Below are 23,850 nucleotides of genomic sequence, written 5' to 3'. Positions count from 1 at the left end.
TGTTGGATGAGGATCTCTTGCCAAATGTTTAAGAATTTGTAATTCTACATCCATTGCCCTACTTTCCTTCCAGAGTTTTTTCTTTTCATCCTTTTATTCAGAATACTCGGAAAGTGACAGAAGAGGGATACAGCAAACAACATTTACACTAGAAGACACTTTCCATCGCTTCCAAGTGATTCGCCTTTGGGAACAACCGACAGATAACTTTTTCCAATCCCCAGGATTACTCCCCTTTGCGGTTTTAAGCCAAGCTAGTAATCCCACTGAGACGCTGCGACAAGTCGCTCAAAAAATCTCGCAAATTAATGATCAGCGTACACAAAGTAATATAGCCGCATCAGCGTTCATTCTCGCTGGGTTAGTATTGAATAAAGATATTATTCAACAGTTGCTGCGGAGGGAACTTATGCAGGAGTCAGTAACTTATCAAGCACTCATGGATGAAGGTCGAGCCGAAGGTCGGGCTGAAGGTCGAGCTATAGGTATTGAAGAAGGTGTTCGTCAGGTGGCGATTAATCTTCTACGGGAGGGTTTATCTGTAGAAATGGTAGTGAAGGTTACTGGGTTGTCGGCTGAACAGATTCAGCAACTCAAGCTGACAGCAGTTGACAATTCAGAAAATTAATTCTGTTTCAATTTTGCAGCTGTCCGCAAAATTTGCCCCGCCAACATAGCTGCACCAAAACCGTTATCAATATTCACTACTCCGACACCAGTTGCACAAGAGTTAAGCATTGTCAATAGAGGTGCTAAACCGCCAAAACTTGCACCATAGCCAATGCTAGTAGGAACAGCAATCACAGGACAATCTGCCAAACCTGCAACCACGCTGGGTAAAGCGCCTTCCATCCCCGCTACAACAATTAGCACCGATGCTGACTCAATCAGGTGGCGGTTACTCAGCAAGCGGTGAATACCCGCCACACCCACATCCCAAAGACGCTGAACGCGAAAACCTGAAAGTTCTGCTGTAACTGCTGCTTCTTCCGCTACAGGTAAGTCAGCAGTACCAGCTGAGAGAATTCCAATCTCCCCGGGGAACTGCGGTTCGATAGTTGGGGGGGTAATGGCGCAAATTCTTGCTAACTCGTAGTATTGCAAACCCCGGACTTTTGATTGCAATACCCTATAAACTGATGGTTCGATGCGAGTAGCCATCACCACCAGGTTACGTTGACGCATCACCTCGATAATTTGGGCAATTTGTTCAGGGGTTTTACCCGGACCCCAAATTACTTCTGGGAAACCGGTTCTGAGGGCGCGATGGTGGTCAATTTTGGCAAACTCACCTACAGGTTCATAGGCTAAGTTTTTGAGAGAGTCTAAGGCAGTATCCAGGCTCACTTTACCATTGGCAACTGCTTCTAGGAGCGATCGCAAAGTTTTGTTATTTGTCATGTATCAATGGTCATTTGTAACTCGCTTACAGCTATGCAATCCTAATTGACTATGGACTATTTTGTAATTTTGATTTCATGAATATTCCAAAATGCCCCAGCAATGGGAGAATATTTAATACCTTCAAAGCGATCGCGTACTGCTGTCATTGATAATGGATTCACTAAATAAATAAAGGGCAGATTTTCTTGGGTAATCTGCTGAGTTTTGCCATAAATTTGTTTAACTTTTGCTTCATCAAATTCTTGAGTAGCTTGGATATAAAGTTTACCAATTTCTGCTTCCCAAGGAGATACTTCCCAACCCTCAATCGGTTTTTGCCCAGGTTGGGGTTTTTGATTAAACATATGCAATCCACCTTCAGGAGACCAGACATTAGCCCCATCATTTGGTTCTAAACCGCCAGTCAAACCTAATAAAGAAGCTTCCCAGTCTAAAGTATTAGAAAGCTTATCTGTATAAGTACTCCATGCGATTGGAGTAAAATCAACCTGCATCCCGATTTTACTCAAGTCTTGTTTAATCTGCGCTCCCATTGCTTCCCGGATTTTATTCCCAGAATTGGTGAGTAATGTGAAGCGAACGCGATTACCTTCAGCATCTAATAACTGTCCTTGTTGGTTATATTTAAATCCAGCTTTGATTAGCAATTGTTTGGCTTTTTCGGGATTGTAATTGTAGGTTTTTAGCCCTTCTTCTGGTGAAAGATAATAAGGACTCTGAACCGTAATTGGTGAGTCTTGTGGTTTTCCCAACCCACGAAAAGTATTGTTAATCATTGTTTGGCGATCAATAGCATAAGCAACTGCTTGCCTAAATTCTATTGTATTAAACCAACGTGATTTTATTGGTTCTACTAATGACTTGCCATTTCTTTTACCTTTATTCAAATTAAACAGCACAAAGCTAGTACTAGTCGTAGGTTCATCACCATAAATTTTGAAGTTTCCCTGCTTTTCTTGTACCTTTAACAAGGAAAAGTAATCGGGTGTAATACCCACAGTATCTAACCCACCAGAACGAAATTGCAATAAAGAAGTATCTGTATTTTCGACAATTTGCCAAACTAAACGTTCTATATAAGGCTGAGATTGGCCTTGAGAATCTTTACGCCAGTAGTAAGGATTGCGCTGAAATACTACACGCTGACTAGTGTCATAACGCTCAAGTTTGTAAGTGCCGTTGACGATAATTTCTTCAGCAGGAGTATCAACACCCCACTTTGCTAAAAACGTCGGCTTCCCTTCTGTATCTTTCTGTTCGACTGATTTTTGCAGTGCATGGGCAGGTAATATATAAGTACTTGTATTTAGTAAAAAAGGTCTAAATGGTTCTGGTAAAGTAAATTCCACCCGACGTTCATCGATTTTTCGGACAGTAGGCAACTTCCGACTAGTTCCAATTCTGAAGGCATCTTTAACATCTGTAGGAACTGCTTCATTGAAATAAATATCGTTGTAAGTAAATACAACATCATCTGCTGTCAGTGGTTGACCATCAGACCATTTTAAGTTCTTGCGTAAAGTAAAAGTAAACTTTAGTTTGTCTTCAGAAATTTGCCAAGATTCTGCTAATGCTGGCTCAACTTTTCCGGTGATTGGATTTTGGTTAATCAACCCTTCATAAGTCAAGCCAAAAATATTTGGTGATTCTTGACTGAGTGCATAATTAAATGTTTTGGGATCACTGAGAATACTACTTACTAATTGGGGTACTTGAGCAGCCGAACTTTTAAAGTTAGAAGGGTTGCAAGCTGCAAGTGTAACTGCTGTCAATGAAGACAAAATTATTGGTAGCCAGTAACGTTTAATCGTAGGAAGAATGTTACTAAAAAATTGCATAGTTTTTAGATACACCAATACTGAATTTTTGCACTAAATAATATTTGATTTGTTTTTATGATTGTCATACTCAAATGCTGAACTGAAATTAGGTTAATTAGCAGCTACGAGTAAGACTACAGCATAAGCGCAGATGCCTTCTTCTCGTCCTACTGGGCCGAGTTTTTCATTGGTGGTAGCTTTAATGCCAATTTGATTTGGTTGTAATTCTAAAACAATGGCTAGTTTCTCTCGCATCTTTTCAATGTGCGGTTTTAATTTTGGGCGTTCTGCGACTACTACTGAGTCAATGTTGCCTATGTGCCAACCTTGCTCCCGAATTAACTGATGTACTTGAGTTAACAGTATCAAACTATCTGCGCCTGCCCATTGGGGATCGCTCGGTGGAAAATAATGGCCAATGTCGCCTAAGGACAAAGCTCCCAGCATGGCATCCATAATGGCGTGAGTTAATACATCAGCGTCACTATGTCCTAGTAAACCTAATTCGTGAGGAATTTGAACCCCACCTAAAATTAAAGCGCGATCGCTCACCAATCTATGAATATCGTAGCCGTTACCAATTCGTATGTTCATACTCAATAGCCAATAGTCTCAACGGTTATTCTTCCCTGCTCCTCTGCTCCTCTGCCCCCCTGCCCCCCTGCCTCTTCTCCTCTTGCCATTTTTCCAGTAAATCGGGACGGCGATCGCCTGTGCGTTTAATTTGTTGTTCATATCGCCAACGAGCGATCGCTGCATGATTCCCAGAGAGTAAGACATCTGGCACTTTCCAGCCGCGAAAATTAGCAGGACGAGTATACTGAGGATAATCTAGCAACCCTTCTTCAAAACTTTCGGCTTTCAGAGACTCCACTTTGCCTACAGTTCCCGGTAAAAGACGCACCACGCCATTAATTAAAGCCATTGCGGGGATTTCTCCACCAGTGAGAATAAAATCTCCTAAAGAAACTTCCCTTGTTACTAAATGTTGCACTCGCTCATCTACCCCTTCATAATGTCCACAGATGACTACCAGTTGGTCATAATTGGTTGCCAATTCCCGTAACAGAGGTTGGTTGATTGTTTGACCTTGGGGACTCATTAAAATTATCTCTCTTCGAGGTAAACAAGGTAGTGACTCCACCGCGTCGAATATAGGTTCTGGCTTCATCAGCATCCCCACGCCACCTCCGTAGGGTTCATCATCCACCTTCCGGTGTTTGTCAGTTGTGAAGTCTCTGGGATTGATCAAATTCACTTGGGCAATTTGTTTGGCTAAAGCTTTACCCAACAGCCCAGAACTGAGAACTGAGGTAAAACAATCAGGAAAAAGTGTAACTATATCAAAGCGCACAGTAATTCGTATTCAAAAACACTAATCTTAAAATTGAATGTTTAGTACAAGCACATCAGGAGGTAGAAGGCCGAAGCTAATGGGTAAAAGATTTTATTCCACAAGCTTCTTAATGCTGATTTAACTGGATAGTTATTTTTACCACGCTGCAATAGGCAAGAGTAAACATAAGAAGCAAATGTAGGTTACAACTACAGATAAGCTTAATCAATAGTATCTAAAAGTACTAGAACTATTGATTTTTAGTGCCAACCAAAGTTTTTCTAATTGCTTAATTTATGTTTAAATATTGTCACAACTACATTTAAATTAATAATCTGACTAAAGTTAACAACTTTCAGGATGCACCGAGCCAGACTCAGAAACAGCGTGTTAAAACCTGCTCACACCCAACCCCAGAGAGGAAACTTGGTTCCCAAATTTTCAAAAGAACCCTAAGTACTAGAAAACATTCTGCCAGTCTGGAAACGTGGACAGTTGAACAACAAGGCGCTGGCTTTGAGAAAGGTACAACGGACACATGAGAATAAACACCTCCTGTACGTCAAGCAAGAAGCTAAAGTGGCAAAAATTGTCCCTTGCAACTTCTAAGAAGTGTCCTCTCAAGAAAGCAAAATGCCAAAAGCATTTAGGATACTGAACCTTGTTAAATTCACACGCCATTTGCTACAAGCCGGCAAACCCGTCCAACGCAATGGCTCCTGAAGTTGTTGACAGGAGAAACAAAATGCAGCAATTGAAAGCTAAATCGCTGGAAATGAGGACACCCCAAGCAACTAAAACCGCTGTTATGGTCATCGGAGGCGCTGAAGACAAAGTTCATGGGCGCGAAATCCTAAGAACTTTTTTCGGTCGTGCTGGTGCTAGTAAGGCTTATATTACAATTGTTCCATCAGCCTCCCGCGAACCCGCTATCATCGGTGGTCGGTACATTCGTATTTTTGAGGAGATGGGTGCTGAAAAAGTTGAAATCTTAGACATTCGTGAGCGGGAACAGTGTGAATCCTCCCAGATCAAGACATCTCTAGAGGCGTGTAGCGGGGTATTTCTTACAGGAGGAGACCAACTGCGCCTTTGTGGCGTATTGGCAGACACGCCAGCGATGGAAATTATCCGTCAGCGAGTGAGAGGAGGACAGTTAACTTTAGCTGGCACTAGTGCTGGCGCGGCAGTAATGGGGCATCACATGATTGCTGGTGGCGGTAGTGGCGAAACACCAAATCGCTCTTTAGTCGATATGGCAACAGGTTTAGGGTTTATTCCTGAAGTTATTGTTGACCAACACTTTCACAACCGCAATCGCATGGGTCGTCTGATTAGTGCAATATCTGCTCACCCAGATAGGCTGGGAATTGGTATCGATGAAGATACCTGTGCTGTATTTGAACGTGATGGTTGGTTGCAAGTCATGGGCAAAGGTAGTGTCACTATTGTTGACCCGACTGAAGTTACCCACACCAACGAACCCCATGTTGGTGCTAATGAACCATTGACATTGCATAATTTACGTCTGCATATCCTCAGCTATGGCGATCGCTTCCACCTGTACCAGCGGACTGTATTGCCTGCTGTACACCGCATCTCCAGCTGACGGGATAGAGTATCCGAGGTTACACTGAAGCTGATCGCGTATTTATTTCTGGCGGTAGAAAAAATTAACGGAATACCATGTAAACAGAAAAAACTGTTCATGGTAAACAGTTTAGCGGTCAATTCCAGTAAGAAACTAGAATTTTGGTTCCGAATCTCCATCTACCTATTCCCATGAGAATCCTCAAGATCCAGACCTTACGCGGCCCAAACTACTGGAGCATTCGACGCCACAAACTGATCGTCATGCGCCTCGATTTAGAGAACCTTGCCGAGACGCCCTCAAATGAAATTCCTGGATTTTATGAAGGATTAGTTGAGGCGCTGCCAAGTCTGGAGGGTCATTATTGTTCGCCTGGCTGTCGTGGTGGTTTTCTAATGCGAGTACGAGAAGGTACCATGATGGGCCATATTGTGGAACATGTAGCCTTAGAACTCCAGGAACTAGCTGGAATGCACGTAGGCTTCGGTCGCACTCGTGAAACTTCCACCCCCGGAATTTATCAGGTAGTAATAGAATACCTGAACGAGGAAGCCGGACGCTACGCAGGCAGAGCCGCAGTCAGGCTGTGCCAAAGCATTGTAGACCGTGGCCGCTATCCCAAGGCAGAACTAGAACAAGATATCCAAGACCTGAAAGACTTCTGGCGTGATGCTTCCTTAGGCCCCTCTACAGAAGCAATTATCAAAGAAGCAGAAAAAAGAGGAATTCCCTGGATGCAACTGGGAGCGCGCTTTTTGATTCAGCTGGGCTACGGTGTGAATCAAAAGCGGATGCAGGCAACGATGACAGATAAAACTGGCATTCTGGGAGTGGAACTAGCTTGTGATAAAGAAGCCACAAAGCGCATCTTAGCAGCAGCTGGTGTCCCAGTACCTAGGGGTACAGTCATCAACTTTTTGGACGATTTAGAAGAAGCTATTGAATACGTAGGTGGCTATCCCATCGTCATTAAGCCACTTGATGGTAATCACGGACGTGGCATCACCATTGATATTAGAAATTGGGAAGAAGCAGAAGCAGCCTATGAAGCTGCTAGACAGGTTTCCCGATCAATCATTATTGAGCGGTATTACGTAGGGCGCGATCATCGGGTACTCGTGGTAGATGGCAAATTAGTAGCAGTAGCCGAACGCGTTCCGGCTCATGTGGTTGGTGATGGCAGATTAACAATCGCCGAACTGATTGAAGAAACTAACAAAGACCCGAATCGTGGTGACGGACACGATAAGGTTCTGACCAAGATTGAACTAGACCGGACTAGTTACCAACTACTAGAACGGCAAGGTCATACCCTCAATAGTGTACTACCTAAGGGGACAATTTGTTACCTGCGGGCAACAGCTAACCTCAGTACAGGTGGCATTGCCGTAGACCGGACTGATGAAATTCATCCTGAGAACCTTTGGCTGGCACAAAGAGTAGTCAAGATCATCGGTTTAGATATTGCTGGCTTGGATATTGTCACCACAGATATTAGCCGCCCCTTGAGGGAAGTAGATGGGGTAATTGTGGAAGTCAACGCTGCTCCTGGTTTTCGGATGCACGTTGCCCCCAGTGTGGGTATTCCTCGCAACGTCGCTGGTGCAGTTATGGATATGCTGTTCCCCAACGAACAGTCTAGCCGTATTCCCATCCTCAGTATCACAGGTACAAATGGTAAAACTACCACTACCCGATTACTGGCACATATTTATAAACAAACGGGTAAAGTAGTAGGTTATACAACTACAGATGGAACTTATATTGGTGATTACTTAGTAGAAGCGGGAGACAACACAGGCCCGCAAAGCGCTCATGTGATCCTGCAAGATCCGACTGTAGAAGTAGCTGTATTAGAAAGCGCTCGTGGCGGCATTCTTCGTTCAGGCTTAGGATTTGAAGCTGCTAATGTCGGTGTAGTACTGAATGTAGCTGCCGACCATTTGGGTATAGGTGATATTGATACTATCGATCAGTTAGCTAACCTTAAGAGTGTAGTTGCAGAGGCCGTATACCCTGATGGCTATGCCGTACTTAATGCTGACGATCACCGGGTGGCGGCCATGGCAGAGAAAACCAAGGCTAACATTGCCTACTTCACCATGAACCCCGACTCAGAATTAGTGCGCCTGCACATCCAAAAAGGAGGAGTAGCCGCAGTCTACGAAAACGGCTATCTGTCAATTGTCAAAGGCGACTGGACACACCGCATCGAAAGAGCCGAACAGATACCTTTGACAATGGGCGGACGCGCACCGTTTATGATTGCCAACGCCTTAGCGGCAAGCTTGGCAGCCTTTGTCCAAAATGTCACCATTGAGCAGATTCGCGGTGGCTTAAGGACATTCCGTGCTTCTGTAAGCCAAACACCAGGACGGATGAACCTATTTAACTTAGGAACCTTCCACGCTTTAGTAGACTACGCCCACAACCCAGCCAGTTACGAAGCTGTCGGTGCATTTGTCCGCAACTGGAACACCGGACAAAGAATTGGGGTAGTTGGCGGCCCTGGCGATCGCCGTGACGAAGATTTTGTTACCTTGGGTAAACTAGCCGCAGATATTTTTGACTACATCATCGTTAAAGAAGATGATGATACCCGCGGCAGACCACGGGGATCAGCTTCGGAATTAATTATCAAGGGTATTACTCAAGTCAAACCCGATGCCCGCTACGAGGCAATTTTGGACGAAACCCAAGCAATTAACAAAGCTTTGGATATGGCTCCAGAAAATGGTCTGGTAGTGATCTTGCCAGAGAGTGTCAACCGCGCTATTAAGTTAATTAGAGTGCGTGGTCTAGTTAAGGAAGAAGTTCCTCTCCAAAGCTCTCCCACGACCGCCACAGACAACCAAAATCAAAATGGGGTGTCACCTTCTTCGGTGATTAACACGCTGTTTTAATCTAAAGACAACAATTCTTTTTTCTTTAATAAAGGCGCGAAGATTTCGCGCCTTTATATTTTTACTAGATTTATTGGGTTGTGCGATCGCTGACGCTAATGCAATTGGCTTAATTACGAATTAGTAATTCGAGTTGACTATTTCTGTTCTTTTTCTGAACTCGTTTCATCATTAGGAGTGTTCAATTCTTCCTTGAAACCTCGTAGAGTCTTACCTAGTGCGTTTCCCAATTCAGGAATTTTTTTAGGGCCAAATATCAACAGCGCCACTATGGCAATTACACCTACTTCCGGCCATCCAAGTCCAAACATATAAGTTTTTTCTCCACTATCTGTACATAACTATAAACTGACGGTGTACAGAGAAGTTGTGAAACAACATCCTCATTTTGTTCCCGCTAGAAATACTTATGCTTGTGTAATTTCCATACCTAACCAATCACTTAATTCATGAGCTAACCATCCTAGTTCTGCTTCTGATAAGACTATCCCCGCGCTACCACCTAACGGATATTTTTTGACTCCTACCCAAATATCTAATTGTGCCGGAACTGTAGTTCGATTGCCCTCGCCATCTTTAATAAAATGCTGGGGAATGTAAACTATCTTACTGATATTTTGCCTTAGCGATCGCTGAGGTTTATAGAATGTCCAACCCAATAAATCACGCTTAAAGGTAATTTCCTGGTGATCTATTTGTAATCGAAGACTGCCAAATAAACCGAATATCAAACCCCAGATCATCACCAAGCCAGCACTCCAAAAAGGCAGTGAGAACAAAACGAAGGGAACATTCATCGGAAAAGGAGCAACAAGAGCGCTGATTGTCCAAAATAAAATAAATGAATTCCAAGCGATCGCAAATGCACCTGTAAATAGCATCGATGGTTTAAAACCACTTGGTGGAATGCTAATTTCTAGTGCATCCCAATTTTTGGTTAGTTGAATTTTACTCCCAGCAGGTTTGCTATTAGTTAAAGATATTACTCCTGGTTGCTGTGCATCATTTAAAGCTTCCAGTGCTGCATGTGCCGAACTCAAGCGCCTGTCTAGGCTGGGTTCTATCATCCACTTTAAAGTCCGAACCAAACTATAACTGAGATTAACTGCTGGCTCAAATTGAATCCGAAAATCTTTTTGGGGCAAATCAGCCGGGTGAGTACCAGTCACTAAATATATTAAAGTTGCACCCAAACTGTAAATGTCAGATGCTGGAACTGTGCGCCCACCAAATTGTTCTGGTGGCATATAACCGTAGGTTCCCACAACTGTCCGCGTTCCCCCTTCTACCGCCAAGATTGTTTGCACTGAACCAAAATCTACCAAATAGAGTTGGCCGACACTATTACCAGAGCGTTCCCCTAATAAAATATTGCTAGGCTTAATATCACGATGGATCACAGGTGGATTTAACCCGTGCAGATAAATCAAAATCTCTAAAATTCCTGTGGCTATCTGTTTAACTTCAACTTCTGTAAAAGTCCGTCCAGATTGTAAGTATTGCTCTAATGTTTGGGCGGGGATATAAGTCTGTACTAAAGCAAATCCTTTGACGCTAGGTGAATTTACCTCAAAATAGTCTAAATAGCGAGGAATAGCAGGATGTGACAAAGATTTTAAAGTTTCGGCTTCACGCTCAAATAACTTGAGATCATCCCATTCAAAGTCACTATTAAAAGAGAGTAACTTAATAATGACTAATTGTTGAGTTACTAAATCACGAGCAACAAACGTCCGCCGCCCTGCCTTTTTCCCCAACTGCTGTTGAATTTCGTAGCGTTCGCCTAATATTTGCTCAGTGATCATGATTGCTTATGATGCTACATCGCAAAACTTTTGATAGTTTATAGCCTGTCTAATGAGACAAGCTGATACCTTTAGTATAAATGTGTATCTCTATGCCCTCCCAACATTGGCCTTTCATCACCCCTGGTATTCCCGACGAATTATTTGAACATTTGCCGGGAATTCCCTTCAGCCAACGAGAAGTGCGACTGTTGTTGATTTCCCAACTACGACTAAAACCAGATTCAGTATTATGGGACATTGGTGCAGGAACAGGTACAATTCCCGTAGAAGTCGGATTGCTGTGTCCCAAGGGTAAGATTATTGCTGTAGAACGAGATGAAGAAGTAGCTAACCTGATCAAGCTTAACTGCGATCGCTTTGAGGTAAAAAATGTGGAAGTTCTAGAAGGTAGCGCCCCAGAATGTTTGCATGAGATTAAAGCAGCACCTCATCGCGTTTGCATTGAAGGCGGACGACCTATCCAAGATATTTTGCAAGCAGTATGGGATTATTTGCCACCATCAGGGCGAGTAGTGGCCACAGCTGGTAATCTAGAAAGTCTGTATGCTGTTTCTCAAAGCTTTTCGCAGTTGCAAGCCAGAAATATTGAAGTCGTTCAGTCTGCTGTCAATCGTCTAGAGACACGAGGGTTTTCTCAGACTTTTACAGCAGTTGATCCCATTTTTATCCTGAGTGGTGAGAAACTAGACTAAATCTAAAGGATGAAGTATGAAGGCTGAAGTCTGAAATTCACACTTTATACTTCATACTTCACACTTCATACTTACTTCTATGCCTTGGTCTCGAATTATTAGTGGAATTATTGCGATCGCCCTTGCTTTGGTAGCAACCCTCTTGGGGGGTTGGTACTTCACTATTGTGATTGCGGTAAGTGTATTTTTAGGTCAACTGGAATATTTTAATTTAGTGCAGGCTAGAGGCATTGTCCCCGCTGCGAAAACCACCATATTTGTCAGCCAAATGTTGCTGATTATTTGTACAGTAGACGGCAGTTTAGCTGATGCTGTACTGCCTCTTGGTGGGACTGTAATTTGTTTTTACTTGCTATTTCAGCCAAAAATGGCCACGATCGCCGATATTTCTGCTTCGATTATGGGGCTATTTTATGTAGCTTACCTGTCGAGTTATTGGGTAAGGTTACGGGGGATTGGTAGTGCAGCCGTGAGTAATTTGCCTTTAGGTGGTTACTGGCCTAATGCTTGGGCTGAGATTTTAGACCAGAAAAACTTGGCTGCTTTACCACAAGGTTTCACTTTTACAATCCTGGCGTTTTTATGTATTTGGGCAGCTGACATCGGCGCTTATATTATCGGTAAATTCTTTGGAAAAACCCGGTTGTCAGACATCAGCCCGAAAAAAACCGTCGAAGGTGCAGCCTTTGGGATTGCAGCTAGTGTCGTTGTGGCGATCGCCGGAGCCTATTATCTTCAGTTACCCAAATTTCTCTTCACTGGCACAGCACTGGGTTTACTGATTGGGATTGCTAGTCTTTTAGGCGATTTGACTGAATCTATGCTTAAGCGCGATGCTGGGGTGAAAGATTCGGGGCAGTTGATCCCCGGTCATGGTGGCATTTTAGATCGTACCGACAGTTATATCTTCACAGCCCCATTGGTTTACTATTTCGTCACACTTTTATTGCCGTTGATTAGGTGAAGGCAGAAGGAATTTCACACTTCATACTTTTTCACGGATTGACATTAATCTTGCCACGACACACCAACTGAGCGGGGATCATGCTCAGTTCTTGGATATCGACATCAGAGCCGAGATATAGATTGTAATCATGATTACCTTCGATCAGCGGCGATCCATTTTCTAAGACTTGAATATTTGATAATTGCAATTCCTGACTACTGAGTAAATTTAAACCTAAAGAGATTTCCAGGGGTGTATTTTCACTTGGACATGCTAGGATAGCACCCAGGATTATTCGATGATTCTCCAGAATAATTTTTTGCCAAGCAACTGGCTTGGATTTTAGGCAGTGTTCTGGTAAAAATTTAACCAGTACTTCATTTAAAGCAGTCGATAATAGTTCAGATGAGAGGGAACTGTTGAGATCCTTCTCATCTACGATTAGTTCGCCAACTACTGGTACTGTTGCTAACAGTCGTAAGGGCTGGCCTTTCAGTACTGCGCCGATGTTGATCTGAATATTCTCCGCTAAGAGTTGAATTCGTGTAATATGGAGGCCGTGATAAACTGCATCGCTTGCAGAAATAGAAACCCAAGGAATACGACCAGAGAGAAGTTGGCGATCGCTCGCTTTAATATCCACCTCTAACTGGGATAAATGACTCACTTGCGCTCTTAACCAGAGTTTGACTGCTGTTGTGAGTACGTTAGTAATAATTCGTATCTTATTTGCACCTTTTGCTTGGGAATTTTTTTCAGGCATGTAACTATTCTGTTGATGAGTATTAGCTCAACAACTGACTAAACTGAAACAAGTCTTAAATGTAACATTTATGGCTATTCAGCACAAAATGCAAATATTATTATTATTTAAAGCTTGAATAAAGAATAAGTAATTTCTACATGGAGGTCAGGTTACAGAAAGCTATAGCTCAGTTAGGTATTGCCTCACGCCGGGAAGCTGAAGAAATGATTCGGCAGTCGCGCATCCAGGTAAATGGGGTATCGGCAAATTTGGGTCAAAAAGTTGATCCAAAAAAAGATGCGATCGCCATTGATGGCAAGTTAATTTCTGCCGCAGAGCGCCCGTCTTTAATATATTTGTTGTTGCACAAACCACCAGGAGTAGTTTCGACTTGCGCCGATCCCCAGGGAAGAAAGACAGTTTTGGATTTACTACCCAAGGAGTTACGTGCAGGTTTAGGTATTCATCCCGTTGGTCGTCTAGATGCGGAGTCTACAGGAGCATTGATTCTCACAAACGATGGAGAACTGACATTTGGACTCACCCACCCACGTCATAGTATTCCTAAAACTTATCGTGTTGTGGTCAAAGGCCATCCCTCCCAAGCCGTAATAAAAAAGTGGTGTCAGGGTGTGATGTTAGATGGAAGAAAAACACTGCCTGCTCAAGTAAATCTTATAGAAAGTTTTACGGAAAACAGCTGTTTAGAAATCGTTTTAAAGGAGGGTAGAAATCGCCAAATTCGGCGTGTAGCCGAAATTTTGGGACATCCAGTTATTAAATTACATCGAACGGCTATAGGCTCAATTCAATTAAAAAAGCCCAAGGAACCCTGCTTACGTGAGGGTCAGTATCGTTCTCTTAGGGATGAAGAAATTCGCTTTTTGCAAAAGTGCATCAAGCAATTACCTATTAAAGATTCAGCTGAGGTTAGGAGTGTAACAGAAGCATGAAGTGGTTTAAGTTTAAAAGAAAAGATAATGAGCAGCCAGCACCGACTTTAGAACAACAAAGAGCAGAAAAGTTGAGAGAAATAGGCGCTCAACTTTGGGCGGCTCGTCAAGAGCAGAGTTTATCTCTAGAAGAAATGGTTGCGTTGACCAAAATATCGCGGCGGCTATTACAGGCGATTGAAGAAGGCAATTTGGAAGATTTACCAGAACCAGTTTATATTCAGGGGTTTATTAGACAATTTGCCGATGCCTTAGGTTTTAATGGAGCGGAATTTGCTAAATCTTTTCCTGTTACTTCTGAGACAGTTGTTACCACAGCAGCTACTCCGGTAAATAGATCGATGGGTTTATTACGCCCGGTTCATCTTTACTTACTGTACATATTTGTTATTGGCTGCTCTGTTAACAGCTTGTCTCAAGTGCTGAATAGTGAAGCCTTTAGCGCCAATAATAGTGCAAGCCAGCCACAACCAGAAACTGTTTTACAACCAACACCAAATCAACAAAAAGAGAATACAGAAGCTCAATCTGTTAGCGATAATCTGAGCGGCAATCAAAAAAATCAATCTGTACAGATTGGTGTGACTTTAAAGGAAGCATCCTGGATTCGTGTAGTTGCTGATGGCAAAACTGAGTTTGAGGGTATTCTCCCAGAGGGAACTCATCGCGTTTGGAAAGCTCAAGAGCAGCTGACAGTGAAAACTGACAATGCTGGTAGTGTGATGATGAGCGTCAATCAGCAAGAAGCTAAACAAATGGGCGAACCGGGGAAACCGGAAGAAGTGAAGATTGCTGCGGCCAAGCCTCAATCTTGAAAGAAGAGGCAGGGTAGTAGGGGGCAGAGGGGAGAAACTTATAGCAAGATTTATTTCTCCCTGGCTCCCTGCCCCCTGCCCCAGTTCCCTCATTTTTGCTGGGGAGCGCGGCCGTATAATTGGGTGAGAGTTTTTAAGCGATCGCCTAACTCTTGAGTCAATGCTTCTGAGTGATAACGCCACCCCCAGTTACCTTCAGCCAAACCAGGGAAATTCATCCGCGCCTCAGTTCCCAGTCCCAAAACATCCTGCAATGGCATAATGGCTTGATTAGCAACAGAACTTAAAGCCAGTCGAATTAAATCCCAATTTACACCTTCAGGACTAATACAACCTAAATAAAGTAGGAAGTTCCGCTTTTCGTAATCATTGGCTTTGTCAAACCAGCCGATGGTTGTGTCATTATCATGAGTCCCGGTGTAAACTACAAAATTTTGAGAGTAATTGAATGGTAAAAAAGGATTGCCGGGATCAGAGCCAAAGGCGAAGTGCAGAACCTTCATACCCGGAAATTCATACTTATCTCGCAGTGCTTCTACCTCTGGCGTAATTACTCCCAAATCTTCAGCTAATACGGGTAATTTGCCCAGAGTGTCTTTAATCACATCAAATAACTCTTCTCCGGGGGCTTTCATCCACTCCCCATTAATCGCTGTTTCTTCCCCTTGGGGAACAGCCCAATAAGCTTCAAATCCTCGGAAGTGGTCAATGCGAATTACATCTAAATAATCCAGCATTGCTTCAAAGCGACCTATCCACCACTTAAAATTCTGTTTTTGTAATGCCTCCCAGTCGTAAACTGGGTTGCCCCATAATTGACCAGTAGCACTAAAATAATCTGGTGGAACTCCCGCCATGAGTTTCGGCTCTCTGGTTTCTTCGTCTAGACAAAAGATGTCAGGATGCGACCAGACATCTGCACTATCTTGAGCTACATAAATCGGAATATCGCCAATAATGGAAATACCGCTCATATTGGCATAAGCCTTGAGTTGCGACCACTCACGGAAGAATTCAAATTGGATGAATTTGTAATAAAAAATCTCCGCGTTCAGCTGTTGCTTTGCTTGGGCGATCGCTTCTGGTTCCCGCTTGACTAGTTCCGGCTCCCAAGTATGCCAACTTGTTCCCTCATGAGCATCTTTCAGCGCCATGAATAAGGCATAATCGTCTAACCAATAAGCTTTGCTGTCGCAAAAACCGGCAAATTCGGTTTGTTGTATGGGGGTTGCTTGGGCTTGAAAATTTTTGCAAGCTATTCTCAGCAGTTCAGTCTTTATTTGAATAACTTTGTCGTAATCTACCTGAGAATTGTCAAATACAGGTAGGTTAGCAAAGTCTTCTTCAGCAAGTAAACCTTGTTCTTGGAGTTTTTCGGGACTAATAAGCAAATGATTCCCCGCCATTGCTGAATAAGCAGCGTAAGGAGAATTACCATAACCAGTTGGCCCCAAGGGCAAAACTTGCCAATACTGCTGGTAACTTTCTCTAAGAAAATCAATAAACTTGTAGGCTTCTAAGCCTAAATCACCAACACCAAATCGGCTGGGAAAAGAGGTAGGATGCAGCAAAATGCCGCTGGATCTGGGAAAAGGCATATTTATTTAATTTCAACTATAAATGTCAGCAATTGTCTCAATGACACGCTACGCGATCGCCTTGAATCTACCACAGAACAGGAAGTTGTTGTTATTGAGCATTTGTCATTTGTCTTTGGTTAGTGATCTAATAACTAATGACTAATGACTAACGACTCTTGATTATGAATTACCGCAATCCTGCTCCGACGGTTGATATCATCATCGAATTGGTTGACCGACCACATCGGCCAATAGTGTTAATTGAAAGGCTTAATTCCCCATTTGGTTGGGCAATTCCCGGTGGTTTTGTGGATTATGGCGAACCTGTGGAAGTAGCCGCACGACGGGAAGCAGAGGAGGAGACAGGTTTGCAGGTGGAGTTAATTGAACAATTTTTGGTATATTCTGACCCTGGCCGTGATCCCCGTCAGCATACGATTAGTATGGTATTTTTGGCAACGGCGACGGGAGAGCCAATGGCGGGTGATGATGCTAAGAATATAGGTATTTTTGAGTCTTGGCGGGTACCGCGTAATTTATGTTTTGACCATGATCGCATTTTGGGAGATTATTGGCATTATCGGCATTATGGTATACGTCCACGGTTGGGGTTTTAACGAACCGCAAAGGACGAGGCAGTGCGTTGGGCGGCTCTGCCGACTTGTAGCAACTGCCGTGCAAAGAGCGCTAAGGAAGAAAGATGAGTAAGCAAGTTATTAATACTGATCAAGCACCTGCACCAGTGGGGCCTTATAATCAAGCGATCGCGGCTTCTGGTCAAATGATCTTTGTGGCTGGACAAATTGCGATCGATCCCCGGCTCGGTGATGTTGTCTATACTGATGATGTGAAAAAGCAAACTGAGCAAGTGATAGCAAATTTGGAAGCAATTTTGAAAGCGGCTGGAGCCAGTTTTGCTGATGTGGTTAAGACAACTGTATTTTTAGCTGATATGAATGATTTTGCTGCTGTGAATTCGGTTTATGCTAAATACTTCCCTGAAGATACAGCCCCGGCGCGTGCTTGTGTTGAGGTGTCGCGTTTGCCAAAAGATGTATTGGTAGAGATTGATTGCATCGCAGTGGTTTAAATTTTTTAGAGATGTTGCAATGCAACGTCTCTACTCATCTGTTCGCCTACTCGTAAGTGTGTCGATGACGAGGCTGGGGTTTTGTTAAAAATCTTGCCAGCCATGCTAAAGCAATTATTAATAAACAAACTGATATCGGCCTCAATTGGTTTTGCAATTGCACAATTTCTAAGTCACTTAAACTACGGTTGAGCAACTGGAAAGCAAAAATAGAAATTACTACCCAGAGGATTATACCAATAGGAGTTAGCATTGCTAATAATTTAGCTGTTTTATTTACCTTGCGATAATTTTGCCAGCGCAAAGCCAGCCAACATCCAAGCACTTCTCCAATCCACCAACCGAGAAATTGACCTATTAAAGGTGGGAATATGCCTTCTAGTTCAGCATTGGGCATAAAATTATTCAGATAGGCCATACCTAAATAACCACCTAAATATAAAAGGGGTATAGCGCCGATTAAACTGCCGATAATTGCTGCTAAATATCCACTTTTGTTGTTTTTAGATGCCTGCATGATTTCCAAGAAAACTGATAATCAATGTTGAATTAAGATTATTAGTAATTGATCAACAAATTGGGGTTGTAATTTCTGTTAATCAATGCACACTAAATTTATCTATCCTAATTTAATTTGTGGGTTGCAAGACTTGAACAGCCAAGTTTCTTGATTCTCGCAAATTCTCTAAGATTGCTATAGATCCAACTTTGATCAAGCAGTTTCCGGAATTTATCGCTGTATTAACTTTCAATACTGGAATTAACTGGTGATACTTCAGTTTGGCTTAGTTGCTCAAGCGCAAGGCGTTCATAGTGTTCTTTATCTCTATACTTGATGATTCTACTAGGTTGACCGCCTACAATTGCCAAAGGTTCAACATTAGTAGTTACAACTGTACCTGCTGCTATAATTGCTCCGTCTCCAATGACTACACCTGGGATAATTAAGACATTTGCTCCAATCCAAACGTTGCAACCAATCACAACAGGTTTATGGATGTAAACATCGTGTTCGTAAGGCAGAGCATTACTTTGATAATCGTGATTTGCAGATAAGATGACAACGTTAAATCCGATTGTAGTGTTGTCACCAATGGTAATGCCACCACGACCATCTAATACAACGTTCATCCCAATGTAGATTTTATTACCGAGGGAAACATTTTGCGGATGGTCAATCTGAATGTCATTTCTAAATCGAACACGGGAACCCACATATTTTAATTGTCGCTTGAGTTCTTGATGTTTGTATTGCCGAATTTTGGTTTGCAAGTATTCTTCCCACTTGACGATGTGAGGGATTAAAGATACTAATATTCGCTCCAATTTATTTGTAATTTTATTGCTAATTTGTTTCATGGCTTTGCTGAAATATTATTGTTTAGTATTCCCTTGATGATTAGCGATCGCTCTACAGCTTTGAGAATACTGAAATTAAGTGTATACAAGGTTGTAGTAAATATGGCAAAAAAACACATCAGTGCTAACCTGTCCGCAGCAGATAGAGATGCAGTCATATAGGCGATCGCACCAAATCAAAAATTATTGATCAAATCCACTCAAACCCCTGTGCTGCTAAATATTCCTTTGCTGGTTCCAAAACCTCTTTTCTAATTATCAGCTTGATATTTGGCGTACTTAAATGCAACCGAAAACGCTGCACAAATAAACTGTTAGCAGGCTCAATTTTCCAAATCGCACTCCAAGGAATTAACAAAGATGGAAGTCCAAATCTAAACAAGGGAAAAATACTCAAATAAATTCCTTGGCGACTGACACCAACATTTAAAGTACCTTTGTAATACACCCAACCCACATAACCATGTTCCATCCGCCAGAAATGTGTTGGTGGTGGTTCGTAAGTGGGGTAGTGTTTGGCGAGGCGATTCCAGTTAAAACGCAATATAAAAATCGTCAGTAGTGGGAAAAATATAGTAAGAGCCGTAGGAAGCCAATCAGGGATGGGTGACATTTATGAATAAGTGAAGCTTTAACTATCAGTTATATCTGACAAACGGCACTTTGCTCTGGTAATTTAATTCAAGATTATAAGATTAAGTCGCAGCATCAAACTTAATACTTGAATAAATGTTGAGCTTTAAATTGCTTACGTAAAATTATGATTAAATGCACTCTTTAAACGCAGAGGCGTTAAGTAGGTCGGTGTTAAAAATTGTCGTTATGACAAGGCAGGAGGCAGGGGGCAGGAGGGAAGAGCTTTTCAAGCTACTTTACTTTCCGTTACATAGTTCGGTTTATTTGCACCTTTCTACTTATCCACAAAAGCTTTATTTATCTAGTTAATAACCTGTTGTTAGATTTATGTCTCATCTTTCACATGTAGTCGCATAGTTCATATTGACTTTTATTCCTAAAAGTTTTAGATTCATTTGTTGAGATAGTTGATACTTATTTTCAAAAATACTGCTAATAGTTCCTAACGGAGAGTTAGAAATGAGTGTGAGTAAAAAGGGCTTGTTGGGTGCTGGTGCTGCATTTATAGCGCTGACAGGTTTAATAGTCAGCACTGTTGGCGGAATGCAGACAACTAATGCTAATTCTCTTCCTATTCAACAAGCGCCACGCTTACTTGCCCAAGCCAAAAGATTAACAAATTTAACACTAATTTTTCCTAGTCGTTCTGACTCTACAGACTTGCAAAGTAAAGCCAATGCTGTAGCAAAGTTTCTCTCTAACGAGTTAAAGATTCCCGTCAAAGCGCAGATTGGTGATGATACTGCTGCTGTGGAAGCTTTGAGAGCAAATCGTGCTGATGTAGCTTTTCTCAGCAGTCGCCCAGCGCTGAAAGCAGAACAGTTGGCAAACGCTAAGGTTTACTTAGCTGAGGTACGGGAGAATTACTCTGGTAGATACACTTATAATTCAATATTTGTTGTCCCCAGCAATAGCGCTCTGAAAACTAGAAATAATGCCAAAGCAACTTTAGAACAACTGCGGGGTAAGCGAATGGCCTTTACTTCGCCGACTTCTGGTTCAGGGTTTATTTTCCCGGTGAGTGAGTTGGTGAAGCAGGGATTTGTTCAAGATCGCGATCGCCTAGATGGTTTTTTTGGTCAAGTTGCTTATGGTGGTAACTATAGTAAAGCCTTGCAAGCTGTAGTTCGCGGCCAAGCTGATGTAGCAGTTGTTTCAGAATATGCACTATTTCCTCCCTACATCACCGCAGAAGAAAAAAGCCAGTTACGCGTACTGCATAGAATTTCTGGTGTCCCCGCCCACGGTATCGCCATTGATGATAAGGTACCAGTCCAAGACAGAGAAAGATTAATCAACGCTCTACTAAAGTTAAACCAATCACAAAATAACCAACTACTACGCAACTTATACAACTCCACAGAATTGGTGAGAGTCGATCATAGTCGTCACCTCGCACCAATTCGTGAGGCACTTACCCGGATTGGAATTGCACCTTAAATTCAGAAAACAGTTATCAGTAAACAGACTGTTAATTGTTAATAGGAAGATCCCCGACTTCTTTAAGAAGTCGGGGATCTGAAGCCGTTAATATAATGACCGATGTATAGGATGAATAATTGTGTAATTGAATGTCGTAACTTAGAAACAGCTTATACTGCCTCTTTGCATCGTCCTATCCTGAATGGAATTAGTTGCCAAATTAAACAAGGTGAGTTTGTTGTTCTATTGGGACTCAATGGTGCGGGAAAATCGACATTATTGCGATCGCTTGTGGGATTAGTTCCCCTCGCCAAGGGAGAAATTCACATCAATGGTATATCAGTTACACCCCGCACACTGCCACAAATTCGCCGCGATGTCAGCATGTTATTTCAGGGAGGCGGATTAATTCGGCAGTTATCAGCCGTTGATAATGTATTGTGCGGCAGACTCGGTATGAGGACAACTTGGCAGACATTATTTGGATTTCCCAAACGCGATCGCCACTTAGCAATGGATTTACTCGCGCAGTTGGGTTTAAAAGAACAGGCTGATCAAAAAACTAGTCAACTTAGTGGTGGACAGCAACAACGAGTAGCGATCGCCCGTGCTTTAATTCAATCACCGCAGATTCTCTTAGCCGATGAACCGATCACAGGCTTAGATGTTGTGGCCTGCCAACAGGTGATGGAAACTCTCTCAGAATTACACACCCAGCAAGGCATGACAATTGTGACAGTTCTGCACGATTTAGGCATAGCCGCGAAATATGGCCAACGTGCGATCGTCTTAGATGCTGGGCGCATTGTTTACGACGGACTTTGTGAAAACTTGCAAGCCCAATTTGCCAAATGTTAAATCCAAAAATTCTCCGCAGTTACCCTTGGATCAGTCCCCTACTCATCCTGTTAATTATTGTCGTAGTTTATGCTTGGGCTTTGCAAGGTATCAAAGTCGATTTTGAACTGGTAACATCTAGTTGGCCTTACATCACCGATTTTGTTACGCGCTTATTTCCCCCTGATGCCACAGTTGTAGACATAGCAATTAAGGCACTAATTGAAACAGTGCAGATGTCTTTATGGGGAACCACCATCGGCGCAATTTTATCTTTACCCATTGCTGTAGCTAGTGCTAGTAATGTCGCGCCTCGTTGGTTGCAATGGTTAGCAAATTTATTGCAAAACGCTGTGCGTTCCGTCCCTTCCATCATTCTGGGGTTGATTTTTGTCGCCGCTACTGGCTTAGGCGCACCCGCAGGAACTTTAGCCTTAGCAATTTACACAGTTGGCTATTTAGCCAAGTTTTATCAACAAGCAATTGAAGCAGTAAATGAGCGATCGCTAGAATCTTTGCAAGTGATGGGCGCATCGAGATTTCAGATTGTGCAGTACGGCATTCTACCCCAAGTCTTACCTTTGGGATTAGGTTATACCTTGTGGATGTTTGAGTACAATATCCGCGCTGCTTCCGTTTTGGGTGTAGTTGGTGCTGGCGGAATTGGCTTTCAACTCAAGAGTTACATCGATGGTTTTGAATACAACAAAGCCACAACCATGATGCTGGTGTTGTTGGTAGTTGTAACCGTGATTGATACTTTTAGTAGTAAATTACGCCAGCGTTTAGATTCGATGTAGCTTTCACTATATATAGCAGGTGATAGGTGACAGGCTTCCGCCGTGAGCGTCAGCCGAACGGTGATAGGTGATAGGTGACGGGTGATAGGTGACAGAGTTAAAATCCCTTTGAAGTAAGGGTTTTGTGATTTGTTGATGTCCTAATTTATCAAAAAAGTAAAGGTTCAAAACCGAGTGGAATTGTGGGCGAAAAAGTCCTTGTATCGCAAGGTAGGTTGAAACCAGACCCCCAGTGGGTGGCTTATTTCCCTGTTCCCTTTCATGTGGCTACTGCTATAAGTAACTACGCAAAATTAATTACTGTAATTGAGCCGTGCTAGTTCAGAATTCAGTAGTTTGCGTACATTTGCTTACACCTACGGTTAAAAACCCTATAATCACAAGAATAAGCGGTAATGTCGGGCTGATTTCGGGTGATTGCTAATGAAACTGGATTTAACGAGGTTTTTTCAGGCTTGCAACCCTAGCAAGACTCTGATGGTGAGCAAACCGGAAGATAGACAATATTATATTGATTTTTCTAAGGTGCGGGGTAGCAAGATTATTGACGAATTAAAACGCACGATTACACTTCTCCCACCCGATGAACCAACCTGTCAGTTGTTTACCGGACATATAGGTTGCGGGAAATCGACGGAATTACAAAAGCTGAAAGCAGAGTTAGAGCAGCAGGGATATCATGTAGTGTATTTCGAGTCCAGCCAAGGATTGGACATGGCGGATGTTGATGTTACAGATATTTTACTAGCGATCGCGCGGGAAGTCAGTCAAAGCCTAGAAGCAGTCACAATTAACATCCAGCCTGGATATTTTCAAAATCTATTTAAAGAGATTGCTGATTTTTTGCAGACACCGCTAGATATTGGCGTAGAGGCTGAATTATCTGTGGGGATTGCTAAAATTACTACCAAAACTAAAGATATAGGAATCATATTTGATTTCTGAAAAAGTGTACGAGATAATACGGAGGAATATATCTGTCTAAAAACAAACAATGATAGATCAGCATCTACAACCTGCGATGCCTGCGGCGGGCGTAGCCATCGCAGAACTACAAGAATTTATAGATAGTCGCCCAGATGCCCGTGAGGTGAGAAAAGCTCTCTTCTGTAA

General features: G+C 42.6%; 23 protein-coding genes and 2 pseudogenes. 13 read left to right on the top strand and 12 right to left on the bottom strand.

The features are described 5' to 3' along the window. Window positions 1-34 precede the first annotated feature (34 nt). A complete protein-coding gene (locus IQ259_RS23175) occupies window positions 35-628 on the top strand; it encodes an Rpn family recombination-promoting nuclease/putative transposase (RefSeq protein ID WP_193888377.1) in 594 nt (197 codons plus the stop codon). Here IQ259_RS23175 and larB read toward each other — a convergent pair. The 4 genes from larB to trmD all read right to left on the bottom strand — a co-directional run bounded on the left by larB (window position 625) and on the right by trmD (window position 4,578). Continuing rightward, window positions 625-1,401 (bottom strand): nickel pincer cofactor biosynthesis protein LarB, encoded by a 777-nt coding sequence (gene larB, locus IQ259_RS23170; protein ID WP_193888375.1) that lies wholly within the window; start codon window positions 1,399-1,401, stop codon window positions 625-627. The genes IQ259_RS23175 and larB overlap by 4 nt on opposite strands. Before the next feature lie 56 nt (window positions 1,402-1,457). After that, window positions 1,458-3,242 carry an ABC transporter substrate-binding protein gene (locus IQ259_RS23165; protein ID WP_193888374.1) on the bottom strand — a complete coding sequence of 595 codons (1,785 nt, stop codon included), beginning with the start codon at window positions 3,240-3,242 and terminating at the stop codon, window positions 1,458-1,460. 93 nt (window positions 3,243-3,335) lie between these two features. Further along, on the bottom strand, window positions 3,336-3,818 hold the full coding sequence (gene ispF / locus IQ259_RS23160; protein ID WP_193888373.1) for a 2-C-methyl-D-erythritol 2,4-cyclodiphosphate synthase: 483 nt from the start codon (window positions 3,816-3,818) through the stop codon (window positions 3,336-3,338). Between the two features lie 25 nt (window positions 3,819-3,843). Then, window positions 3,844-4,578 (bottom strand): tRNA (guanosine(37)-N1)-methyltransferase TrmD, encoded by a 735-nt coding sequence (gene trmD, locus IQ259_RS23155; protein ID WP_193888372.1) that lies wholly within the window; start codon window positions 4,576-4,578, stop codon window positions 3,844-3,846. 727 nt (window positions 4,579-5,305) lie between these two features. Here trmD and IQ259_RS23150 point away from each other — a divergent pair. Both IQ259_RS23150 and cphA read left to right on the top strand, forming a co-directional pair. Next, a complete protein-coding gene (locus IQ259_RS23150; protein ID WP_193888371.1) occupies window positions 5,306-6,169 on the top strand; it encodes a cyanophycinase in 864 nt (287 codons plus the stop codon). 173 nt (window positions 6,170-6,342) lie between these two features. Next, on the top strand, window positions 6,343-9,054 hold the full coding sequence (gene cphA / locus IQ259_RS23145) for a cyanophycin synthetase (protein WP_193888376.1): 2,712 nt from the start codon (window positions 6,343-6,345) through the stop codon (window positions 9,052-9,054). 137 nt (window positions 9,055-9,191) lie between these two features. On the opposite strand, the gene tatA is transcribed toward cphA, so the two are convergent. Beyond that, window positions 9,192-9,365, bottom strand: a complete 174-nt coding sequence (gene tatA / locus IQ259_RS23140; protein ID WP_193888370.1) for a twin-arginine translocase TatA/TatE family subunit — start codon at window positions 9,363-9,365, stop codon at window positions 9,192-9,194. Window positions 9,366-9,461: 96 nt separating this feature from the next. Next, a complete protein-coding gene (locus tag IQ259_RS23135; protein WP_193888369.1) occupies window positions 9,462-10,859 on the bottom strand; it encodes a serine/threonine-protein kinase in 1,398 nt (465 codons plus the stop codon). A 92-nt stretch (window positions 10,860-10,951) separates the two neighbouring features. Here IQ259_RS23135 and cbiT point away from each other — a divergent pair, with 92 nt between their 5' ends. Beyond that, the gene (gene cbiT, locus IQ259_RS23130) at window positions 10,952-11,554 is read left to right on the top strand and encodes a precorrin-6Y C5,15-methyltransferase subunit CbiT (RefSeq protein WP_193888368.1); all 603 of its coding nucleotides are present in this window, start codon (window positions 10,952-10,954) and stop codon (window positions 11,552-11,554) included. A gap of 79 nt (window positions 11,555-11,633) precedes the next feature. Further along, a complete protein-coding gene (locus IQ259_RS23125; RefSeq protein ID WP_193888367.1) occupies window positions 11,634-12,518 on the top strand; it encodes a phosphatidate cytidylyltransferase in 885 nt (294 codons plus the stop codon). Between the two features lie 31 nt (window positions 12,519-12,549). Here IQ259_RS23125 and IQ259_RS23120 read toward each other — a convergent pair whose 3' ends face one another. Next, window positions 12,550-13,263, bottom strand: a complete 714-nt coding sequence (locus tag IQ259_RS23120) for a DUF2993 domain-containing protein (RefSeq protein ID WP_193888366.1) — start codon at window positions 13,261-13,263, stop codon at window positions 12,550-12,552. 140 nt (window positions 13,264-13,403) lie between these two features. Here IQ259_RS23120 and IQ259_RS23115 point away from each other — a divergent pair, with 140 nt between their 5' ends. Then, window positions 13,404-14,198 carry a pseudouridine synthase gene (locus tag IQ259_RS23115; protein ID WP_193888365.1) on the top strand — a complete coding sequence of 265 codons (795 nt, stop codon included), beginning with the start codon at window positions 13,404-13,406 and terminating at the stop codon, window positions 14,196-14,198. After that, the gene (locus IQ259_RS23110) at window positions 14,195-15,013 is read left to right on the top strand and encodes a RodZ family helix-turn-helix domain-containing protein (protein ID WP_193888364.1); all 819 of its coding nucleotides are present in this window, start codon (window positions 14,195-14,197) and stop codon (window positions 15,011-15,013) included. Before IQ259_RS23115 ends, IQ259_RS23110 begins: the two co-directional genes overlap by 4 nt. Before the next feature lie 89 nt (window positions 15,014-15,102). On the opposite strand, the gene malQ is transcribed toward IQ259_RS23110, so the two are convergent. Further along, complete coding sequence (gene malQ / locus IQ259_RS23105) at window positions 15,103-16,611, bottom strand: 4-alpha-glucanotransferase (RefSeq protein ID WP_193888363.1); 1,509 nt, start codon at window positions 16,609-16,611, stop codon at window positions 15,103-15,105. 164 nt (window positions 16,612-16,775) lie between these two features. On the opposite strand from malQ, the gene IQ259_RS23095 reads away from it, so the two are divergent. Both IQ259_RS23095 and IQ259_RS23090 read left to right on the top strand, forming a co-directional pair. Then, complete coding sequence (locus IQ259_RS23095; protein WP_193888362.1) at window positions 16,776-17,210, top strand: NUDIX hydrolase; 435 nt, start codon at window positions 16,776-16,778, stop codon at window positions 17,208-17,210. 83 nt (window positions 17,211-17,293) lie between these two features. Beyond that, window positions 17,294-17,683, top strand: a pseudogene (locus tag IQ259_RS23090) (RidA family protein); the annotation flags it as partial. 46 nt (window positions 17,684-17,729) lie between these two features. Here IQ259_RS23090 and IQ259_RS23085 read toward each other — a convergent pair. The 4 genes from IQ259_RS23085 to IQ259_RS23070 all read right to left on the bottom strand — a co-directional run bounded on the left by IQ259_RS23085 (window position 17,730) and on the right by IQ259_RS23070 (window position 19,655). Continuing rightward, the gene (locus tag IQ259_RS23085; RefSeq protein ID WP_193888360.1) at window positions 17,730-18,200 is read right to left on the bottom strand and encodes a hypothetical protein; all 471 of its coding nucleotides are present in this window, start codon (window positions 18,198-18,200) and stop codon (window positions 17,730-17,732) included. Window positions 18,201-18,424: 224 nt separating this feature from the next. After that, the gene (locus IQ259_RS23080; protein ID WP_193888359.1) at window positions 18,425-19,042 is read right to left on the bottom strand and encodes a DapH/DapD/GlmU-related protein; all 618 of its coding nucleotides are present in this window, start codon (window positions 19,040-19,042) and stop codon (window positions 18,425-18,427) included. After that, window positions 19,039-19,200 carry a hypothetical protein gene (locus IQ259_RS23075; protein WP_193888358.1) on the bottom strand — a complete coding sequence of 54 codons (162 nt, stop codon included), beginning with the start codon at window positions 19,198-19,200 and terminating at the stop codon, window positions 19,039-19,041. The genes IQ259_RS23080 and IQ259_RS23075 overlap by 4 nt, the downstream gene beginning before the upstream one ends. A 32-nt stretch (window positions 19,201-19,232) precedes the next feature. Continuing rightward, window positions 19,233-19,655: a hypothetical protein gene (locus IQ259_RS23070; RefSeq protein WP_193888357.1), complete on the bottom strand. Its 423-nt coding sequence runs from the start codon at window positions 19,653-19,655 to the stop codon at window positions 19,233-19,235. A gap of 482 nt (window positions 19,656-20,137) precedes the next feature. Here IQ259_RS23070 and IQ259_RS23065 point away from each other — a divergent pair, with 482 nt between their 5' ends. The 4 genes and pseudogenes from IQ259_RS23065 to IQ259_RS23050 all read left to right on the top strand — a co-directional run. Next, window positions 20,138-21,118, top strand: a complete 981-nt coding sequence (locus IQ259_RS23065) for a phosphate/phosphite/phosphonate ABC transporter substrate-binding protein (protein WP_193888356.1) — start codon at window positions 20,138-20,140, stop codon at window positions 21,116-21,118. Window positions 21,119-21,229: 111 nt separating this feature from the next. Then, complete coding sequence (locus IQ259_RS23060; RefSeq protein ID WP_193888355.1) at window positions 21,230-21,958, top strand: phosphonate ABC transporter ATP-binding protein; 729 nt, start codon at window positions 21,230-21,232, stop codon at window positions 21,956-21,958. Then, entirely contained in the window at window positions 21,952-22,737 is a 786-nt protein-coding gene (gene phnE / locus IQ259_RS23055; RefSeq protein ID WP_193888354.1) for a phosphonate ABC transporter, permease protein PhnE, read from the top strand. Before IQ259_RS23060 ends, phnE begins: the two co-directional genes overlap by 7 nt. 423 nt (window positions 22,738-23,160) lie before the next feature. Next, window positions 23,161-23,658 (top strand): annotated as a pseudogene (locus IQ259_RS23050) (ATP-binding protein); the annotation flags it as partial. Window positions 23,659-23,850 lie beyond the last annotated feature (192 nt).

Source organism: Fortiea sp. LEGE XX443 (assembly GCF_015206815.1).
Taxonomy (GTDB): Bacteria; Cyanobacteriota; Cyanobacteriia; order Cyanobacteriales; family Nostocaceae; genus Nostoc_B.
Note: the sequence above shows the minus strand (reverse complement) of the source record. Positions and strands in the feature narration are given on the sequence as shown.

Coding starts and splice junctions, on each gene's coding strand:
- phnE (WP_193888354.1), top strand. CDS start 21,952: ATGTTAAATCCAAAAATTCTCCGCAGTTACCCTTGGATCAGTCCCCTA.
- malQ (WP_193888363.1), bottom strand. CDS start 16,611: ATGCCTTTTCCCAGATCCAGCGGCATTTTGCTGCATCCTACCTCTTTT.
- IQ259_RS23135 (WP_193888369.1), bottom strand. CDS start 10,859: ATGATCACTGAGCAAATATTAGGCGAACGCTACGAAATTCAACAGCAG.
- ispF (WP_193888373.1), bottom strand. CDS start 3,818: ATGAACATACGAATTGGTAACGGCTACGATATTCATAGATTGGTGAGC.
- IQ259_RS23070 (WP_193888357.1), bottom strand. CDS start 19,655: ATGTCACCCATCCCTGATTGGCTTCCTACGGCTCTTACTATATTTTTC.
- IQ259_RS23085 (WP_193888360.1), bottom strand. CDS start 18,200: ATGCAGGCATCTAAAAACAACAAAAGTGGATATTTAGCAGCAATTATC.
- IQ259_RS23125 (WP_193888367.1), top strand. CDS start 11,634: ATGCCTTGGTCTCGAATTATTAGTGGAATTATTGCGATCGCCCTTGCT.
- IQ259_RS23095 (WP_193888362.1), top strand. CDS start 16,776: ATGAATTACCGCAATCCTGCTCCGACGGTTGATATCATCATCGAATTG.
- IQ259_RS23080 (WP_193888359.1), bottom strand. CDS start 19,042: ATGAAACAAATTAGCAATAAAATTACAAATAAATTGGAGCGAATATTA.
- IQ259_RS23060 (WP_193888355.1), top strand. CDS start 21,230: ATGAATAATTGTGTAATTGAATGTCGTAACTTAGAAACAGCTTATACT.
- IQ259_RS23110 (WP_193888364.1), top strand. CDS start 14,195: ATGAAGTGGTTTAAGTTTAAAAGAAAAGATAATGAGCAGCCAGCACCG.
- IQ259_RS23115 (WP_193888365.1), top strand. CDS start 13,404: ATGGAGGTCAGGTTACAGAAAGCTATAGCTCAGTTAGGTATTGCCTCA.
- larB (WP_193888375.1), bottom strand. CDS start 1,401: ATGACAAATAACAAAACTTTGCGATCGCTCCTAGAAGCAGTTGCCAAT.
- IQ259_RS23165 (WP_193888374.1), bottom strand. CDS start 3,242: ATGCAATTTTTTAGTAACATTCTTCCTACGATTAAACGTTACTGGCTA.
- IQ259_RS23075 (WP_193888358.1), bottom strand. CDS start 19,200: ATGACTGCATCTCTATCTGCTGCGGACAGGTTAGCACTGATGTGTTTT.
- cphA (WP_193888376.1), top strand. CDS start 6,343: ATGAGAATCCTCAAGATCCAGACCTTACGCGGCCCAAACTACTGGAGC.
- tatA (WP_193888370.1), bottom strand. CDS start 9,365: ATGTTTGGACTTGGATGGCCGGAAGTAGGTGTAATTGCCATAGTGGCG.
- IQ259_RS23065 (WP_193888356.1), top strand. CDS start 20,138: ATGAGTGTGAGTAAAAAGGGCTTGTTGGGTGCTGGTGCTGCATTTATA.
- cbiT (WP_193888368.1), top strand. CDS start 10,952: ATGCCCTCCCAACATTGGCCTTTCATCACCCCTGGTATTCCCGACGAA.
- IQ259_RS23150 (WP_193888371.1), top strand. CDS start 5,306: ATGCAGCAATTGAAAGCTAAATCGCTGGAAATGAGGACACCCCAAGCA.
- IQ259_RS23120 (WP_193888366.1), bottom strand. CDS start 13,263: ATGCCTGAAAAAAATTCCCAAGCAAAAGGTGCAAATAAGATACGAATT.